The organism is Planctomycetota bacterium, from assembly GCA_038746835.1.
Lineage (GTDB): Bacteria > Planctomycetota > Phycisphaerae > Tepidisphaerales > Tepidisphaeraceae > JBCDKH01.
Map to the genome: position 1 here is coordinate 25,750 of JBCDKH010000005.1, position 19,151 is coordinate 44,900.

Here is a 19,151-nt window from a genome sequence, read left to right on the forward strand (position 1 = left end):
AGTTGTTAGTTGCTAGGGCCTAGGGCTTAGGTCAGAGTCGGACGCCTTCCGCTCTGGCCTAGGCCCTAACCGCTAATAGCTCGTCGCTTCTGTCCTAGGCCCTAGGCCCTAGTAACTAACAACTCGCTCGGCGGCTCGTCAGACGAGCAGCGACACGATCAGGACGACGCAGGCGGCGGTTGAGGCGAGCGTGCGGACGGTGTTCCACCAGGTCCAGCGGCGAAGGTAGTGCTGCCAGTAGTCGGCTGTGGTTGATTCGGCGAGGGGCATCAGGGCGAGCTTCTCATTCATCGGGACGTTGAAGACAATCGTCACGCCGATGGTGCCGACGACGTAGAGGCCGCAGCCAGTGAGCGTCAGCCATGCGGCGGAAACGTCGCCCTGCCACAGCGTGAGGCCGGCGAGCAGCAGGCAGAGGACGCCGGATCCGAGGAAGGTGCCCATCATCGGCACGTTGATAACAGTGACGTTGATTTGCTGCATCGCCTCGGCACCGTGAGGCGACGTCGTGCGACCAAGGGCCGGCATGACGAAGCTGCTGAAGGCGAAGAAGACGCCTGCGATCAGTCCGCTGCCGACCGCGCACGTGACGGTGAGAATCAGGAGGACATCGCTCATGCTGTCACCGCCTTCCAGCTCTCGGCGGCGTCGCGGGCGTAGTCGGCGAAGCTCCGCGGCTCACGACCGAGAGCGCGACGGACGCCGTCTTTCGTCTCGGAGTTGCGGCCGTCCAAGAGGACGGTGAAGAGGTAATCGAGCAGGTCGACGTAGTCGGCGGGCAGGCCAGCATCGCGGAGGCCGTCGACGAAGGCGTCGTGCGGAATGTCTTCGTAGCGGATCGCCCGGCCAGTCGCCTTGGACATTTCCGCGGCGGCGTCGGCGAACGTGATCGCGGTCGGACCTGTGAGTTCGTATGTCTCGCCGGCGTGGCCGTCTTCGGTCAGCGCGGCGACCGCAACGTCGGCGATGTCGTCGGCGTCGATGAAGGGTTCCAGCGCTTCGCCGGCCGGCAACGCGATCGTGCCGCTCATGACGAAGTCGAGGAACGGTCCTTCGCTGAAGTTCTGCATGAACCAGCTCGCCCGGACGACCGTCGTCGGCACACCAGCGGCAGCGACGGTGCGTTCGCAGGCTTCGGCACCCTCTTCGCCTCGGCCCGACAGCAGAACGAGGCGTGTCACGCCCTGCTCCCTGGCAAATGCCGCGAAGCGTCCGAGCAAGGCGTCCGTGCCGGGCACCGTCAGGTCGGGATAAAAGGCGATGTAGACCGCGTCGATGCCGTCGAGCGCGGCAGTCCAAGTGGCGTCGTCATGCCAGTCGAACGGCACGGTGGCCGACCGCGAACCGACGCGAACTTGAACATCGCGAGCGAGGAGTCGGTCCGCGACGCGTCGGCCGGTCTTGCCGGTGCCACCCGTGACGAGCACGCGGCGGATCGAGTTGGAGCGAGTGTGTGTAGCAGCCATCGTTGTGTCTCCAGCGTGGGAAGAAGGTGCCGAGGCGACGTGCCTCAGCGATGGCGAGGAAATTAGATCGGCCGTCGCGGTCGAACGATGGCGCGTCGTCCGGCAGTCGTGACCGATCGTCCAAACCACTTCGACGACGAACCAACGACTTGTTCCGCGACATTGATGCGATGGACGCAAGCCATCGAATCACTAGCGTCTGCCCAATGGCGTCGCCTGTTGCACTTCGCCCGGCGTTCCCGAAGCCCGCCGACGCGCTCGGCGAGCTGTTGGCGTCACTGCAGACGACCGGTCTGTTCTACACGAGGAGCGAGTTCAGTGAGCCGTGGGGCCTCGACCTTCCGCCGATGGAAGACTGCCTCATGTTCCACGCGGTGACGCGTGGGACGTGTCGGCTTCGCGTGCCGGGGGCAGAGGAGCGCCAGCTCGGCCTGGGTGATCTCGTCGTCGTGCCGCACGGTGAGGGGCACTGGCTGTTCGGCGACGAGCCGACGCCGATGACACCGCTGGTCGAGACCGATCGCAAGCAGGTCAACAGCCGGTACGAGATCCTCCGGCTCGGCGGTGGAGGCGAGGCGTGCCAGATGATCTGCGGCGCCGTGCAGTTCGAGTCGCCGTCGGTGTCGCACATGATGCGACTGCTGCCGAAGCAGATGACGATCGACGCGACCGACGACCGCGTGCGCGGCGTCCTCGACTTGATAAGGGCCGAAGTCGAAGCCAACCGGCCTGGCAGCGAGACGACCGTCGCCCGGCTGTCCGACATCCTCGTGATCGCCGCTGTCCGGACGTGGATCGATGCGCACCCTGAAGCGCAGAGCGGTTGGCTGGCTGCGCTCAAAGACGAAGACATCGGCAAGGCGCTCCTGCTCATCCAGCGTGATCCGGCAGCACCGTGGAGCGTGCAGCAACTGGCCGACGCCGTGCTCATGTCGCGGTCCGCGTTCGCCGAGCGATTCGCGACCGTCGTCGGCGAGACACCCGTCGCATATGTCCGCCGGTGGAAGATGCACCTCGCCGCAACGTGGCTGGGCGAAGAGGGACTGACCGTCGCAGAAGCGGCGCACCGACTCGGGTACGAGTCCGAGGCGTCGTTCAGTCGGGCGTTCAAGAGCGTGACGGGTCGTCGGCCTGGCGGACGTGTCGATTGACAAGGGAAAGCTCAAAGCGACAGCGGGAATCGTCTCAACCCATCGCTGGCCTCGGAGTCGTTAGAGTGCAAATCTCGAAAACCACTCGAAGAAGCAGGCCAGACTTGATGATGTTCAAAACGACTCACGGTGTCCTAACTGCATTGATGTTGATGATTGGCGGAACGGCGAGTGCGGACGAGGTCGGTCGTCAGCTCCCCGCCGACGCGGTGCTGACGCATCCGGGCTCGAATCCGCTCCGCGAGGCGCTGCGGCCCGTGCCGACGACGGCGGTCTTTTCGATGGAAGGCTGGTGTCTGTGGGATCCGTCCGTCATTAAGGTCGGCGACACGTACCACCTGTTTTGCTCCCGCTGGCCCAAGGCCGATGACGACTCCTTTGCCAAGGGCTGGATGCGGGGGCACATCATCCGAGCGACCTCCCAAAACCTCTTCGGTCCGTACGCGTTTCAGGAAATCGTCCTCCGCCCGGAGGATCACCCCTGGGCAACCAATGGCGTGCACAACCCCAAGATCACGCGTGTCGGCGATCGGTTTCTGCTCTATCACCTCGGCATCCCGCGGTGGTCGACCGGCTTCGCCTACGCCGACAGCATCGAAGGGCCCTGGGAAATCCTGCCCGAGCCGGTCGTCAAGGCCAACAACCCCGCGCTGCTCGTCCACGACGACGGCTCGGCCTACCTCGCCTCCAAGCACAAACCCAAGCCGACCTTGGACGGGCGGTGGGACGCGTGCCTCAAGGCCCACGTCGCCGATCACGTCGACGGCCCGTACCGCACGCTCGGCGAAGGACGCAACCGGCTGCCGTACAACCTGGAGCTGGAAGACCCGACGCTCTGGCGGGCCAATGACCAGTACAACCTGATCTGCAACGACTGGGAGGGCAAAGTCACCGGCATCCAGAAGGCGATGGTCTACTACACCTCCAAGGACGGAATCGACTACGAGCTCTACTCCGACGTGCCGGTGTGGTCGCCACGGGACCCGATCGTGCTCGACGATGGCACCGAGCTGAGCGTCAGCCGAGTCGAACGCCCGCAGGTCTACGTCGACGAGAATCAGACCGTCATCGCCCTCCTCGCCGCGGTCGGAGTTGCAGAGCGCAGCCACGACTACATCGTGATCCGGCCGGTGGACTCGTTCGTTCCCGACAACTGACGCGACGTCGCCAAAGGTGCATCCGACATAGCGAGCCATCGGCAGATACCTCGTGCTCCGGAGACGATGCGTGCGTCCTGACTGGCTGTCAACCTGCACGGATAACAGACTCACTCTGAGGGCGCGGGTCAGCGTGACTGAGACGCCAACAAGTCGCAAGCAACCAACACATTTAAAACGGCCAATAAGATTGGGGCATTGCTCCGGTTCATTTACCCTCAACGGCCCTTCCCCCACGACGACGTGCCGCATCTTGGCACTGGATGGAAGCCACCGAGAGAAAACGCACATGTCCCGCAACATCAAGCAGAGCCGTACCACCACCGCCAAACTCATCCAAGCCACTGCTGCGGTCGCCCTGATCGCGACGGGCCACGCGTCGGCTGCCACCCTGACCTGGGACGGCAGCACCGGAACGGACGAGTGGGACGCCCTTGATGGGGGGTCGGGCGGTTTCGATACCAACTGGACCGGTGGTACTGGTGCCGAGATCGCCAACCTCGACGACTCGGTCTTCTTCACCGACCTTGCCAACCGATTCAGCCGTAATATCGACTTGAACGGTGATCGCCAAGTGCTGTCAGCGACATTCGACAGCGCTACTCTTGCTGATGGCCAGCCGGACCTGAACTACATAATCGGTTTGACCCCAGGCGGGGACACACTGACGTTGATCGACGGCGACCTCACCGTGCTCGACGGCAACGTGCTGTTCAACAGCGACGTCGACTACAGGTTGTCGGGAAGGTGGGACATCGCCAACGGCAGCACTGTGACCCTTGATGGTCAGCTAACTGGGATCGGTCCCGGCAGACTAACCAAAAGCGGTGCTGGCACGCTCAATTTGTCTGCGGGTGGAACGCTCGATGCTTTCAGGATCGATGACGGCGTGGTGGATATCACGGGCGGGACCTACGTCGCAGGGCAGTTATCTGGCTCGGGCACTCTTAAGGTTTCCAACGGCGAAATCGACTTCGGCAATGCCGGGTCGATCGCCCGTCTTGAGATCGAACCGGCCGGCCGCGTCTCAACCGACGACGCGCTGAGCGCCAACATCCTCACCGGTGAAGGCACGCTGAACCTCGACGCCGGCGGGTCCTTCACCGCCGGCATAAGCAATGGCAGCAGCACGTTCGCTGGCACCATCGAAGGCCTGGGGTCGCTCGTGAAGTCGGGCTTTGGCGTGCTCACACTCTCAGGAACCAACACGTACACCGGGACTACGACGATCGATGCCGGCATCCTGGCCGTGACCGGTGGAAGCGCGATCGCCGACACCGGCGCCGTGGTCGTGAACGACCGGCTACAGATCGACGCCAACGAGACGATCGGCTCGCTGGCCGGCGTTGGGCAAGTGGCACTTAATGGCGGCACGCTCACGATCGACGACTCGGCCGATCGCACGTTCGGCGGCTTTTTCGTCGGATCGAACGACCTCACCCTGAGCGGGTCGGGTGCCCTCACGCTGACCGGACCCAGCAGCAGCACCGGCACGTTCAACGTCAGCGGCACGAGCACGCTGCGGCTCGCCCAAGCGAGTGGCTTCACGCTCGCCGACACTGCCGACGTGGCGATCGGCACCAACGGCACCCTTGCGCTCGACGTCGACGAAACCATCGGCGGGTTGAGTGGGGCGGGCAATGTCGATCTGGGCTCGAGCACGCTGACCGTCACCGAGGCCGGCGGTTACGACGGGCAAATCACCGGCACCGGCGGGCTGACGTTCGATATCGGTGACGGCAACAACTTCACGCTCACGAGCGTTGCTAACACGCGCGTGAACGACTATTCCGGTCCGACGACGATCGCCAGTGGCCAACTGACCATCTCCGGCAGCCGAGCCATCGGAGATGAGAGCGACCTGATCGTCAACGGTGCGTTGGACCTGTCCGGTAACGAAACCGTCGGCAGCCTCGCTGGCAGTGGCGACATCGTTCTCAGCGGATCGTTCAGGCACGGCCGCAACAACGCCTCCACCACCTTCAGCGGTACACTCAGCGGAATCTCGCCGTTCGAGAAGCAAGGCACTGGGACCATCCGACTCACCGGCGACAGTGTCGCGTCCGGCTTCAGCGGTTCGTTCCGCGTGTCCGACGGCGTCGTGTCGATCGCCTCGCCAAACAGCGTCGGCACGGGCACCGTGACGGTGGCGACCTCCGCCACGCTCAACTTTGAGAACAACCTCACGTTCACAAATGTCCTCAATGTGACAAATGGCTTCTTGACGACTTCGAGTAACGAGACAGTCACGCTCAACAATTCGAGCTTCGGGCTGAACGGTGGGGTGCGTTTTGGCGACGGGGTTACGTCCTCGTTTTTCGTGCTCGCTCCAGACAATCTGGCTCTGGGCGGCGCCGACGCGATCTCGGTCAGCGAGAACGCGACGCTGGTGTTCGGTAACGAGGCCGCGGCAACGATCGGTTCTCGCGCTGCCACGGTCGACGGCACACTCGATCTCAACGGCTTCGACGCGACCCTCGGCCAGTTCTTGGGTGCAGGCACCGGCGTGGTGACCTCCAACAGCGGCGATGCGACGCTGACCGTCTTCGGCAACCTCGAGTTCGCCGGCTCGATCACCGACGGCACCAGCGGCGTTGTCGATCTTGTCGTCGACGTCGAAAACGACACGCGTGCGTTCACGCTCAGCGGGAACAACACCTTCTCCGGCAGAACCACCGTCGTCGGCACAACGGGAACCGACCGCAGCGTTCTTTCCGTCGCCGGTCCGAATGCCGCCATCACGAACACCGCATCCCTCAGCGTCACAGGCGCTCTGGCCGAGCTTGTGGTTTCCGAAGGCGCGACCGTGAAGGTCGTCGACAACATCGGCGTCTCGGACAATGCCGAACTGACCGTCATCGGTGACGGCACTCTCTTCGAGGCCGGCAACTCGATCTTCGTCAACGGCGATACCGAGGGGACGCTCACCGTCGGCAGCAACGCGGTCTTCCAGATCGTCGCGCCGTCGGCCGACGAGCGATTCTTCATCGGTAGCGCCGATGGCAGCACAGGCGTCGTGGACGTGTTGTTGGGCGGTACGCTTGAATACGTACCCGACGGAACATCCCCGTTCCGCACCTTCGTCGGCACCCAATTCGATACCGCTCAGGGTGAGTTGAACATCCGCAGCGGTGGGCAGGTCACGCTCGCCAGAACCGACGTCGGCAACGACAGCAGCGGCAATGGCGCGTCGGGCGTCATCAACGTCGACGGCTTCGGCACGACACTGAACATCATCCAATCGGTAACGGGCGAATCGACCGGCAACGGCGCGGGCGATCTGATCCTCGGCAGTGGCGGCAACGGCACGCTCAACATCACAGACGGTGGCGAAGTCAATGTATTCGACGACATCTTCGTCGCACTCGGCGACGACTCGACCGGTGAGCTCAACGTGTTCGACGGCACACTCAACATCGGCGACGGGCTTTTCGTGGGTTACAACAACACCGGCCCGCTGACTGTCGGCGTCGGAGCGCAGATCACGGCCAACCGCTTCGTCGTCACCAACTCCGACTCCAACCCCAACATCACGCCGGGCGATGCGGTTGTCACTTTCCAATTGTCGAAAGACGGCAATGGGGACGAGGCCAACGGCCGGATTGATGCGGCCGACTTCAGCTTCCGCAGCGGAACCCGAGAGCTCGTGCTCGATCTGGACCCGAACGTGAGCTACGAGATCGGCGACACGTTCGTCCTTGTGGACTACGACACGATCGGGAATAATCTCGCCGGCGCTGTTACCGAACAGGTCTTCGACAACATCGACGACGGCTCGTTCGTCTTCTTCGACGGCGTCGGCTTCCTCTTCGACTATGCCGACGACCGCTTCGGCGGCACGGCATTCACCGCCACCGTCGCGATCCCAGAGCCGGCTGGACTCGCGTTGTTCGGTCTGGGCGGGTTGCTGGCGACGCGTCGGCAGCGTCGAGCGTTTGGTAGCTGCTGCAATTTGCAGTGATCGTGGGCGTTGTCAGTAGCTCTTGCGGAGACAAAGGACCGCAATCGGCCTGCCGCTTTCGTTCGTCGTTGCGTGGACTCACCGCTACTATCTGCGTCAGCCCACGCATCCGCGGGGTGATTTGGCGAGACTCGAGACCAATTCGCTGTTGATCCCGATACGGACCAACCGCTACGCTCCTGCTCTCCCAGTTTGAACTACCAGTATTGAGGATTGAGAATGCGTTTTAAACAGCTGTTGCTAGTGCCCGTGACTTTTAGCTCCGCCTGGGCCTTTGTTTCGAGCCCCGCCATCGGAAGTGAGATCTTCTGGTCCGAGACCAATTCCGATGCCGTGTTTGGTGCCAACGTCATCGATGGCAGCGGCCAACGGAAGATTCGCGATCTCGACGACACCGGGATTGGCGAAGCCAACTACTCCATCACGGGGCTTGCGCTAGCCGACGACTTTCTCTACTTCACAGCAGCTGCCCAAGACCGCATCTTTTTCGCGAGCACCAGCCCCGGCGGAACGCCGCGCGGCCTGTTCCTGAACTTGGACAACGCATTTGGCGGGGGAGTCGACTACCGACCTCAGGGCATCACGGCCAACAGCGACCACGTCTTCTGGACCGACAGAGAGACGCGGACCATCTATCGGGCGGACACCGGACTGTTTTCCAATGCGAACAACCGCACAGGGGTTTCGGCACTCGTGACACCGCTTTCTGCAAGCACGAGCCCTCGGGAGATCAAAGTCGTCGGCAACGATCTCTACTGGACGGACACCGGCGTCGACGCCATCTTCCGAAGCAATCTCGACGGAACCGGAACGACACAGATCGTCGACCTCGACAGCACATTCGGCAGCGGCAGCTACTTTCCCGGCACCATCACCGCGACCAGCGAGCACGTCTACTGGTCGGATATCGAGACCGACATCATCTACCGCGCCGATCGTGACGGCAGCAACGCGATCGAGCTGATCGACACAAACGCCCTACCGTCAGATGGCCCACTCGGCCTCGTCACCGACAGCCAGTTCCTGTACTGGACCACGTTTGCCGGCAATGAGATCGTGGTTGCCACCCTCGACGGGACCATCGTGACCGATCGCGGCTTCACCCCGTCCCCCGACCCGACGGTCTCAGGATTCAACGTGAACGCGTTAGCAATTGCGGTCATCCCAGAACCGCTCTCCGCGGGCGCTGCATGTCTCCTCGGCGGCTTGGCACTGCGCCGACGGAGAGTGACCTTCGCATAGCGGAAGCAGCAGAAGTTGTTTGCAGAAGTCGTTAGTAACTAGGGCTTAGGGCTTAGGCCAGACGTGGACGCCATCCGGTTCTGACCTAGGCCCTAACCGCTAACAGCTAATCGCTTCTGCCCCTGGCCCTAGGCCCTAACGACTAGCAACTTCTTCCGCTAGGCCCTAGCAGCTAACAGCTAGTCACTCTCCGCCCGGCCGGCATGATCGGAGTCCCAACAACGGCCCCTCCGGCCCTGGCCCAATAAAAGCCGCCCTGGTTCGGCCTCGCCTGCATCGCTTGCATTCCCGGACCTGGCGGCAGCGATTGATCCCGAGGAACCAGTCATTCATCCCACGGAATCAACCGTTGATCCCATGGAATCAGCCATTGATCCCGAGGAGTCAGTCGTTGGCTCCGAGGAATCAGTCGTTGATCCCGAGGGATGAGTCACTGATCCCCGGGAATCAGTCATTGATGCCGTGGAATCAGCCGCTGCGTCCATGGAGTCAGTCGCTGCGTCCATGGAGTCAGTCGCTGCGTCCATGGAATCAGCCGCTGAATCCTCGGCGGCGGCCCGACTGGTGCCACGACGCGGCGTGTCATGCCGAACCCGTCCGCCGTGACATACCACGACACCCAAAGTCATCGTGCTGAGCGGGCGGCTCGACAATGCCGATCAACTCACATCAGATTTTCGAAGCACCTCGTATTGAACAGTGTCACGCCTTAGCCCGCGAGGCCTCCGAAGATCAATGAAAAAGGCCGCTCCGTGAGGGCGGCCGGGTGCTCCGTGGAGCATGACCTGCGAATATTGCTTCTTGTTACGAGAAGGTCACAGACCGGAGTTGAATAGACATTGGCAAAATAACCGACCTTCCAACGTTATCAAGAGAGAGTTGCAAACGATCCGCCTACTCGTTAGGGTCCGGCATGGCGGGCGGCACTCGGCGACCCATGGGTCTATTCAACCCCGGTCTGGGACCAACCCCCAACTTCATGCACGGCGGCACGTCGCGGGGGCCGTATTTCCGGCGCTCTGACCTGCCCGAAGACCTCGATGACCTTGCAAAGGTTCTCGTGGGCGTTGTGGGCTCCGGCCACCCGCTCAACATCGACGGGATCGGCGACGTTAACGCGGTGACGACCAAGGTCGCGATGCTGTCGGCCTCCGATGACGACTGGGCCGATGTCGACTATTTTTTCGCGCAAGTGAGCGTCGAGGACGGCCTCGTCGACTTTGAACCCTCCTGCGGCAATATCCTCGCGGGCGTGGGCCCGGCTGCCCTGGAGATGGGACTGCTTGAGCCCGAGGGCGACGTGACGGAGGTCAAGATCCTCGCCACCAATACCGGCACCCGCGTGGTGGCCACGGTCCAGACGCCGGGAGGTCGCGTGCGCTACGGCGGTGAGACGGCCATCGCAGGGGTCCCGGGCACCGCGGCAAGGATCGGCCTCCAGTTCCGGGGCACGGTGGGGTCCGCCACCGGCAAGTTTCTCCCCACCGGCAATCTGCGCGACACCGCGCAGGGCATCGAGGTCACTTGCATGGATGTCGCCATGCCCATGGTCATTGCCCGCGCCACGGACTTCGACCTGACCGGGTACGAGAGCCGCGAAGCGCTCGACGCCAACGCCGATTTCTTCGCCCGCATGGAGGCCATTCGTATCGAGGCCGGGGCCCGGATGGGCATGGGCGACGTCACGAAATCCGTGACGCTGAAGTTCGGCCTCCTCGCCTCCGCACAAGACGGCGGTACCATCGCCTCGCGCTACTTCATGCCCTGGACGACGCATCCGTCCATGGCCGTCACCGGGGCCCAGTGTCTCGCCTTCTGTGCCCTCACGCCGGGAAGCGTCGCGGATGGGCTCCTTGACCGCCCCGCCCAGAGCCCGGCCCAAATCGTCATCGAACATGCCTCCGGCACGATTGAGGTCCTGGCCGCCTTCACGCTGCATAATGGCTTCGAGATCGAGAGTGCGGGCCTCGTCCGCACCGCCCGAAAGATCGCCCAGGGTCACCTGTTTTTGCCGGAGGAGCCATGAAGGTTCATATCCTCGATGACTGGTTCAATACTTTGTACAAATTGCCCTGCTACCGGATTCTGGATGTACAAAATGTTACAATCTGGACCGATCACGTGGGTGAGGACGTCCTCGCGGCCCGTCTGGCGGAGGCCGAGGCCCTCGTCCTTTTTCGCGAACGGTCCAAGATCACCCGGTCCCTTCTCGGCCGTCTCCCGAAGCTCAAACTGATCTCCCAACGCTCCGTCTACCCTCATATCGATGTGGAGGCCTGTACGGATCACGGCGTCCTTTTGTGCTCCAACACGCATGCCGGTACGCCGTCCTACGCTGCCGCCGAGCACACTCTCGCGCTGATGCTGGCGAGCTACCGCCAGATCCCCCAGCAGGTCGCCTCGCTGCGAGCGGGTCATTGGCAGATGGGCGTAGGGCGTACCTTACGCGGTCGCACTCTGGGGCTCTACGGTTACGGGCGCATCGCGAAAGCGGTGAGCTCTTACGCGCAAGCCATTGGAATGAATGTGCAATGGTGGTCGTCCGAGGCCGGTCGCACGCGGGCTCAGGCCGAGGGCGTCACCGTGGCCGAGAGCCGGGAGGCCTTCTTTGCGACCTCCGACATCGTCAGCGTCCATGTCCGACTCAAACCTGAAACCCGGGGCATCATCACAAGCGAGGACCTCGCTGCCATGTCAGATCGCAGCCTCTTCGTGAACACCTCTCGCTCCGGCCTCGTGGGTCCCGGTGCCCTCGAGGCGGAGGTTGCCCGGGGACGGATTTTCGCCGCGGTGGACGTCTTTGACACCGAACCCCTGACCGACACGTCGCATCCGTTGCTGACCCATGACAACGTCCTTGCCACCCCCCATCTGGGCTATGTCACCGAGGATGAGTTCGACCTGCAATTCACTGATATCTTTGAACAAGTCGTGGCCTACGACCGCGGCGAGCCGATCCACATGATCAACCCGGAGGTCATTTCGTCGGCGCGTCAAAGAGCCTGACCGCCACCGGCGCGCCGAGGATCACGACAAAGATGCGCAGCACGTGATGCGCAAGGTCTATTCAACCCCGGTCTGGGACCAACCCGCAACCGATGTTCGATGTGACGGCCAAAAAATTCTTCCACTCACCAAAAGTCCTCCGCCGCCGAAGCCGACACAAGGCCTGCGGCGACGCAGCGGCCACGGTGGCCCGGGAGCGATGCCGACATCGATCAGACCCTTAACGCAAAGGAGGCCGACGTGGCCGACTATCTGCCAAATGGCGATCCGCAGCTCGCACTGTTCGTCGAACAATTCGGCAACACGCTGGCGTCCATTCCGCCAGAAACGCTCAATCTCACCGAGCAAGACATCACGCAGTACGGCATCAAGGCCGCAGACTTCGCTGCCAAGCTTCTGGCCGCCACCGCCGACGAAACCAAGGGGCCCAAAGCGACCCTGCTCAAGAACGAATCCCGCGCGGTCATCACGCAGCTCACGAGGCGTTACGCGCAGATGATCAAGCGGCTGCCGAACATCAGCGACGAGCAGCTCCAGGCGCTGGGCATCACGATCGACGACCGCAACCGTCGGCCGATCGCGACGCCCAGCGAGTCGCCACGGATCATCGTCACCGGCGTCATCGGCCGAACGGTCACCATCGAGCTCGAGCATTCGGGTGAAGGTCGCGGCAAGCCGGACGGCGTCGCGACGGCCACGATCTTCACGCACCTCGGCACCGAGCCGCCGGCGAGCGTGAGCGACTGGACCTTTGCCGGCAACGTCTCGCGGACGACCGTCGAGGTGCCCTTCGCCCCGAGCACGACCGGCACGACCGCCTGGATCACGGCCTTCTGGTCGAACGCCAAGGGCCAAAACGGCCCGGCCACCCCGCCGATCAGCGTCGATCTGCCCGCCGCGGGTGTCGTCCCCGTCGAGAAGACGCAGGAGACGCCGGTTCGTCTTGCTGCTTGAGGCGTCGCAGAAGTTGTTAGTTGCTAGGGCCTAGGGCTTAGGTCAGAGCCGGACATGTTCCGCTCCGGCCTAGGCCCTAACCGCTAACAGCTAACCGCTTCTCTACTAAGCTCTAAGCTCTAACAACTAACAACTCGCTCGGCGACGTGGCTTTTGGGCCGGTTCACGCAACGACGTTTAGCTGGCGCACGGTTCGCGGGAGGGCGAAAGCGACCTTCTCTTCGGTCAGCGTGCGTTCTTCGACGCGGGCTCCGTAGTCGCGGGCGAGGCGGTCGATGACGCCGTCGACGTAGGCCTCGGGGGCGCTGGCGCCGGCGGTCAGGAGGACGGTGTCGACGCCATCGAGCCACTCGGGGCGGATCTCTCGCTCGTCGTCGATGAGGTAGGCGGCCGTGCCGGCTTCGCGGGCGCGGTCGACGAGGCGATTCGAATTGCTCGAGTTCCGGCTGCCGACGACGAGGACCAGATCGGCATCGTGTGCCCAGGCGGAGACGGCGTCCTGGCGGTTGGTCGTCGCATAGCAGATGTCGCCTTTGGGTGGCGACTCGATGTGCGGGAACCGCTCACGAAGAGCGTCGATCACCTCGTTGGCGTCTGTGACGGAGAGCGTCGTCTGCGTCACGTAGGCCAGCCGCTGGTCTTCGGGCACGACCAGCTCGGCAACCTCTTCCGGCGTCTCGACAATCGTGATTGCGTCGGGCGCCTCGCCGGCGGTACCGATGGCTTCCTGGTGGTTTCGGTGGCCGACGAAGATGATGTGGTAGCCGCGTTTGGCGTAGCGGAGAACCTCCTTGTGCACCTTGGTCACGAGCGGGCAGGTCGCATCGTGCACGGTCAGGCCACGCTCTTCGGCACGTGTGCGAACCTGCGGCGGAATGCCGTGGGCACTGAAGACGATCGTCTCGTTCTCTGGGACATCGTCGACGTCCTCGACGAACGTCACGCCGCGGCTTTCGAAGTCTTCAACGACGTGGCGATTGTGGACGATCGCGTGGTAGACGTAGACGGGCGAATCCTGATTGCGAAGCACCTGGTCTACCACGTCGATGGCCATCCGGACACCGGCACAAAAGCCGCGGGGGTTGGCCAGAATGATCTTCACGTCTTCTCATGTTAGCAGTCAGCTGAACCGCGAAAAAGCGAAGTGGTGAAGGGCCGCGAAGCAGAAAGCGGCGATGGATGAGGAGCTTCCCAGCAGCGAGGTCTCCTTTGACGCAAGTCATCTGTCTTCGCGGCCCTTCGTCTCTTCGCAACTTCGCGGTTCAGCCGGCGGCCTCCGATGCCAATCGAGCGAACTCCTGTCCGCGCTCTTCGAAGTTGGCGAATTGGTCGTAGCTGGCGTAGCCGGGGGAGAGGAGCACCGTATCGCCGCGCCGGGACTCTCGTCGGGCTGTGGCCACGGCGGTGGCGAGGTCGTGGCAGACGACGGCCCGATCGCCGAGGCGGTCGGCAAGCATGGTGCCGGTGTCGCCGATGCAGAGGACGACACGGCACCAGTCGGCGAGCGTGTCGAGCATCGGCGTCGGGTCCAGGCCCTTGTCGCTGCCGCCGACGATCTGGAGGACCGTGCCCTTCGGAAAAGCACGACACGCGGCAGCGGCGGCTTCGGGGATGGTGGCGATGGAGTCGTCAACCCAGCGGACGCCGCGATCATCGACATGCACCTCACTCAGCCGATGAGGCAGGCCGGCGAAGTCGGTGCACGCCTCGGCGGCCTGGTCGGGGTAGATGCCGAACAACGCGGCCGCGGCGTACGCGCCACGCTCGTTGACACGGTTGTGCTTGCCGAACAGCTTTGGGGCGAAGGCCTCTGGCAGATGGGCACGTTTGCCGTACTCGACCACGGTTGCTTGCGTGACGTCTTTCAGACTCCGCGCGATCGGCGATGTCGTCGGCAGGACGGCGAAGTCGCTTTCGTTCTGGAACCGTACGAGGTTGCCCTTCGCCTCGTGGTACGCGGCCTCGCTGCCATGCCAAGCGAGGTGGTCGACGCCGATCATGGTCGCCAAGCCGACGTGCGGCGACCACTCGAGCTCGGCCAGGTAGTGCAGCATCGCGCTCGACAGCTCGAGCACGACGAAGTCGTCCGGCGTGATCCGTTCGAGGTCAGCCAGGAGCGATCCGCCGAGGTTACCACCGAGCCAGACGCGGCGTGGGACGTCGCGGGTGAGGTCGATCAGACTGCTGCGTCTCGCGCGGACCTTCTCCGCGCGTTCGCCGGGCATCGGTCGCCACGCACCGAGCATTCGAGCAAGCAGTGAAGCCGTCGTGCTCTTGCCCTTGGTGCCGCTGACGCCCAGCACGAGCTTCGTCGGCAGGCGTTCGACGAGCAGGCAGATCTCCGTTGTCACCCGCACGCCGGCATCGCGGGCGGCTTCGAGCAGCTCGTGCCTCGGCGGCAGCGCGGGTGACGTGACGACCAGGTCGGCCTGCGTGAAGTTGCTCGCGTCGTGCCCGCCGAGACGCAGAGTGACCCCGATCTCTTCGAGTCGCGCGACGTCGTCGGAGAGCGCGGCCGCAGGCTTGGCGTCAGTCGCGGTGACGACGGCTCCCTGCCCGGCGAGCCATCGTGCGACCGCCACCCCGCCGCCGAAGTGGCCCAGCCCAACGACGGTGATGCGTTTGCCCCGAAACTCACGACCCTTCGCCACGTCGCACGTTACGGCCGACCGCGGACGGCGGCGGTCACTGCGGCCATCGCTGTCAGCAGGACGATCGGCAGTGTTAGGTCGAGCGCGACGATCTTGCCCGCGATCGACAGCTTCGTCGGGTCCGCCTGGACATCGCCGTTGAAACGATCGGCGAACTCAAACAATCGTTCGACGTCGTTCCCAATCGCCTCGAACTCCGGGTCATACCGGCCGGCGACGGCCTTCCGGGCATGGGTTTGGCCGTCAACGGTGATGACCGCAACGCCAGGTTCTCGAGCATCGGCGATCGTCGTCCGGAACGTGTCGGCGGCGATCGGCCACATCGGATTGGTGCGGCCGTTGAAGGTCAGCTCAACGCGTTCGGCCGTCGGTAACTCGGCGGCGGTGACGACCAGCTCGGGTCCGTCGACCCAGCGGACATCGACCATCCGCCCGCCGCCGTCTTCGGCCATCGACGCCAGCATCGCTGCGGGCAGCGACGCCGAGACGGCGGTCGCTCGGCCTGCTCCCACACGCCACGTCGCTGCGGGCAGGTCACCTTCGCCGATGGGCGTTGCCCGGTCCTTCGACCAAGCCTCTCGCCATGGGGCGATCGCCGCAGCGCGATCACCGATGACGACGGTTCGCTCCTCCGACTGCAATCCACCCGCAGCGGCTTCGCCAATGACTTCACGGGCGAGCGACGCGAGGTCGTTCCCAATGAGCAGGCGTCCACCGGTCGCGTCGACCAGGCCGCGGACGCTCGGTGTCGGATCGCCTTCCGGAGTCAACACGTGCATCGTGACGTCGGCCTGTGTCACTGCTTCAGCGATGTCTTGCTCAACCTCTGCCTCGGCATCGACCAGTACGAGCACCTGCCGCGGTCGGCCTTCGTTGAGCACCGCCTGCAGAGCAGCGTCGATGCTCGTCGGGCCGCTCGGTGGCGGAAGTGTGACGTCGAGCGACGCTGCCGGCACGCCGTCCGCGAGCTGGAAGAGACCGTCGCTGAAGGCGATGACGTCGACCGGCGTCGCATCCGGCAGTGCTGTCGCGGCAATTTCGACCGCGCGTTGCATCGCATCGCCGAGTCGGGCGGTGCTGCCACTCACATCGACGAGCAGCGTCCACGGTTCACGTGGCTCGGGCGGCTGGTATGACAGGGGCAGCACTGGCCGCAGCGACATCGGTGGTAGCTCATGGGTCGCCCAGACCACACTGCCGCCGAGGTCGGTGACGAAGGTCCGCAGCAAGTCGCCAGTCGAGGCGTCGATGCGCTCACGAACAACGACGACGCCCGCGCGACGCAGCAAAGCCGGCGTCATCGGCTCCGCTTGATCGAAGCCGTCCATCGCCCCGCCAATGACGAGCCGCTGCAAGCCGTCACCGACAGCCGGCGGAAGTGTGAGAACGTCGTTCTCCGGCCAGCGATCGGTTCCGTCGCCGGCGATGAGTTGCGTTGCTTCGTCTGTGCCTTCGACAACTTCGCCACGCAGTCCGCGGCCGATTCGGATCTGACGGAGGAGTCGACTGCCGTCGCGTTGAAGTCGGACGGCAGCCGTGTCGTCTGGATCGTCAAGGGTTGGGTCGACCAAGAAGTGCGTGTCGACGTTCGACGTCAGGTCCAGCAGGCCGTCCGTCAGAACGACGGCGGCGTCTGTGGCGGCGTCGATGATGAGCGCTGTCGAGCGGGCGGGGATCTCGGTGCCGTCGAACTCGTCGAGGGTCGTCTCGACGGCGCTCTCACCGAAGACACTGAGAGACGACACGGTTGCCGGCAGCCCGTCGAGCAGCCGCGTCAACTGCTGTGGCTCGCGCCAGTCGGTCCCGCGCGTGCTCGGCGAGAGGTCGACAAACACCGCAACGGTCGGAGTCGCGCGGTATCGCCAGGTTGGCCCGGACAACGCCAGTGTCAGCAGGACTGCCACGACCGCCGTCCACGGCAGGCGTCGCCACAGCAGCCATGCCGTCACCGCCAGTCCCGGCAGGAGCCACCACGGCGAACACAGCATCGGCCCGACTGCCATCGGTACACGCTAACGTCCTGCCGCATGTCTGACGGCACGTTCTACATCACCACGCCCATCTACTACCCCAACGGCGAGCCGCACCTCGGCCACGCCTACACGACGATCTGCGCCGACGCGGTTGCCCGATTCCATCGCCTCGCGGGCGATCGGACATGGCTTCTGACCGGCACCGACCAGCACGGCCAGAAGATGGACAACACGGCGAAGGAGCTCGGCGTCGAGCCGGCAACGCTGGCCGATGAGATGACAGCGAAGTTCAAGGGCTACTTCGCCGAGATCGGCATCAGCAACGACGACTTCATCCACACGCGGCAGCCGCGACACGTCGAGGCCGTCACGAAGATGGTCGAGCAACTCCAGGCGAACGGCGACGTGTACTCAGGCAGCTACAGCGGCTGGTACGACGAGGGCGAGGAAGCCTTCGTCACCGAAACCGACGCCAAGGCCAACGACTACAAGTCGGAAGTCTCCGGCCGGCCGCTGGTGAAGTACGAGGAGCCGACGTATTTCTTCAAGCTCGGCAAGTACGTGCCGAAGCTCGTCGAGCACATCGAAGCCAACCCCGGCTTCATCCAGCCCGACAGCCGACGCAACAAGATCCTCCAGGACCTGAAAGACCTCGACAAGATCGGCGATCTGTCGATCACGCGGAGCAGCCTGAAATGGGGCACGCCGATGCCGGGTGATGCTGGCCACGTGCTCTACGTCTGGGTCGATGCCCTGCCGAACTACTACACCGCCCTCGACTCCGACGACAAGCGCGAAGCGTTCTGGCCGGCAGACGTGCACCTAATCGGCAAGGAGATCCTCTGGTTCCACACGGTCTACTGGCCGTGCATCCTCATGAGCCTCGGGTTGCCTTTGCCCAAGCAGGTCTACGCCCACGGCTGGTGGACGAGCGAGGGACGCAAGATGAGCAAGTCGCTCGGCAACTTCGTCGGCCTGAGTGAGCTACGCGAAGTCACGGAGCGGTTCGGGCTCGATGCCGTGCGGTACTACATGCTCCGCGCGGCCCCATTCGGGTCGGACCTCGACTGGCAACGTGACGAGTTGACACGGGCGTACACCGAACTGGCGAACGTCGTCGGCAACGGGCTGAACCGCGTTCTCAAGATGACCGGCAAGTACCGGGACGGCGTTGTGCCATCGCGAGACGGCGCGACACCGCAGGACGAAGAGCTGCTGCAAGCGTCAAACGCACTCGGCGATGAAGTGGCCGAGGCGTGGACGGAGCTGCGTCTTCAAGACGCCGTCACGCTCCCGGTCGAATTGGCGCGGAAGATGAACGCGTACATCGATCAGACCGAGCCGTTCAAGCTCGCCAAGGACGAGTCGCAGTCTGCCCGGCTGGACGCGGTTCTGGCCACTGCGACGGCGGCGCTCTACCAGACGCTCGTCGCACTGCTGCCGGTCTTGCCGAGCAAGGCCGCCGCCGGCTTGGAGCAGCTCGGGGTCGAGACCGCCGACCGGACGTTCGACGATTTACGGCAATCCGCACCGACGGCCGGGCACCAGCTCGGTGCCGGATCTCCGCTGTTTCCGAGACTGGACTGATCG

The 19,151-nt window shown here is 64.0% G+C and carries 13 protein-coding genes; 8 read left to right on the forward strand and 5 right to left on the reverse strand.

Annotation, left to right across the window (positions count from 1 at the left end; genetic code table 11):
• Positions 1-138: 138 nt before the first annotated feature.
• Positions 139-618, reverse strand: a complete 480-nt coding sequence (locus AAGI46_01320; protein ID MEM1010841.1) for an anthrone oxygenase family protein — start codon at positions 616-618, stop codon at positions 139-141.
• Entirely contained in the window at positions 615-1,466 is an 852-nt protein-coding gene (locus AAGI46_01325) for an NAD(P)H-binding protein (GenBank protein MEM1010842.1), read from the reverse strand. Before AAGI46_01325 ends, AAGI46_01320 begins: the two co-directional genes overlap by 4 nt.
• Positions 1,467-1,672: 206 nt before the next feature.
• Between AAGI46_01325 and AAGI46_01330 the strand changes: the two genes are divergently transcribed.
• From AAGI46_01330 to AAGI46_01360, 7 genes are all read left to right on the forward strand, one after another.
• Positions 1,673-2,617: an AraC family transcriptional regulator gene (locus AAGI46_01330; protein ID MEM1010843.1), complete on the forward strand. Its 945-nt coding sequence runs from the start codon at positions 1,673-1,675 to the stop codon at positions 2,615-2,617.
• A 152-nt stretch (positions 2,618-2,769) separates the two neighbouring features.
• Entirely contained in the window at positions 2,770-3,774 is a 1,005-nt protein-coding gene (locus AAGI46_01335) for a glycoside hydrolase family protein (protein MEM1010844.1), read from the forward strand.
• 289 nt (positions 3,775-4,063) lie between these two features.
• A complete protein-coding gene (locus AAGI46_01340) occupies positions 4,064-7,735 on the forward strand; it encodes an autotransporter-associated beta strand repeat-containing protein (GenBank protein MEM1010845.1) in 3,672 nt (1,223 codons plus the stop codon).
• 219 nt (positions 7,736-7,954) lie between these two features.
• Positions 7,955-8,977 carry a hypothetical protein gene (locus tag AAGI46_01345; protein ID MEM1010846.1) on the forward strand — a complete coding sequence of 341 codons (1,023 nt, stop codon included), beginning with the start codon at positions 7,955-7,957 and terminating at the stop codon, positions 8,975-8,977.
• Positions 8,978-9,956: 979 nt separating this feature from the next.
• Positions 9,957-11,003: a PrpF domain-containing protein gene (locus AAGI46_01350; GenBank protein ID MEM1010847.1), complete on the forward strand. Its 1,047-nt coding sequence runs from the start codon at positions 9,957-9,959 to the stop codon at positions 11,001-11,003.
• Positions 11,000-11,983 carry a D-2-hydroxyacid dehydrogenase family protein gene (locus AAGI46_01355; GenBank protein MEM1010848.1) on the forward strand — a complete coding sequence of 328 codons (984 nt, stop codon included), beginning with the start codon at positions 11,000-11,002 and terminating at the stop codon, positions 11,981-11,983. Before AAGI46_01350 ends, AAGI46_01355 begins: the two co-directional genes overlap by 4 nt.
• 240 nt (positions 11,984-12,223) lie before the next feature.
• A complete protein-coding gene (locus AAGI46_01360; GenBank protein ID MEM1010849.1) occupies positions 12,224-12,937 on the forward strand; it encodes a hypothetical protein in 714 nt (237 codons plus the stop codon).
• Positions 12,938-13,100: 163 nt separating this feature from the next.
• On the opposite strand, the gene ispH is transcribed toward AAGI46_01360, so the two are convergent.
• The 3 genes from ispH to AAGI46_01375 all read right to left on the reverse strand — a co-directional run bounded on the left by ispH (position 13,101) and on the right by AAGI46_01375 (position 17,591).
• Positions 13,101-14,039: a 4-hydroxy-3-methylbut-2-enyl diphosphate reductase gene (gene ispH / locus AAGI46_01365; protein ID MEM1010850.1), complete on the reverse strand. Its 939-nt coding sequence runs from the start codon at positions 14,037-14,039 to the stop codon at positions 13,101-13,103.
• A gap of 160 nt (positions 14,040-14,199) precedes the next feature.
• Positions 14,200-15,588: a Mur ligase family protein gene (locus AAGI46_01370; GenBank protein ID MEM1010851.1), complete on the reverse strand. Its 1,389-nt coding sequence runs from the start codon at positions 15,586-15,588 to the stop codon at positions 14,200-14,202.
• 8 nt (positions 15,589-15,596) lie between these two features.
• On the reverse strand, positions 15,597-17,591 hold the full coding sequence (locus AAGI46_01375) for a vWA domain-containing protein (GenBank protein MEM1010852.1): 1,995 nt from the start codon (positions 17,589-17,591) through the stop codon (positions 15,597-15,599).
• Between the two features lie 24 nt (positions 17,592-17,615).
• Here AAGI46_01375 and metG point away from each other — a divergent pair, with 24 nt between their 5' ends.
• Positions 17,616-19,148: a methionine--tRNA ligase gene (gene metG / locus AAGI46_01380; GenBank protein ID MEM1010853.1), complete on the forward strand. Its 1,533-nt coding sequence runs from the start codon at positions 17,616-17,618 to the stop codon at positions 19,146-19,148.
• Positions 19,149-19,151 lie beyond the last annotated feature (3 nt).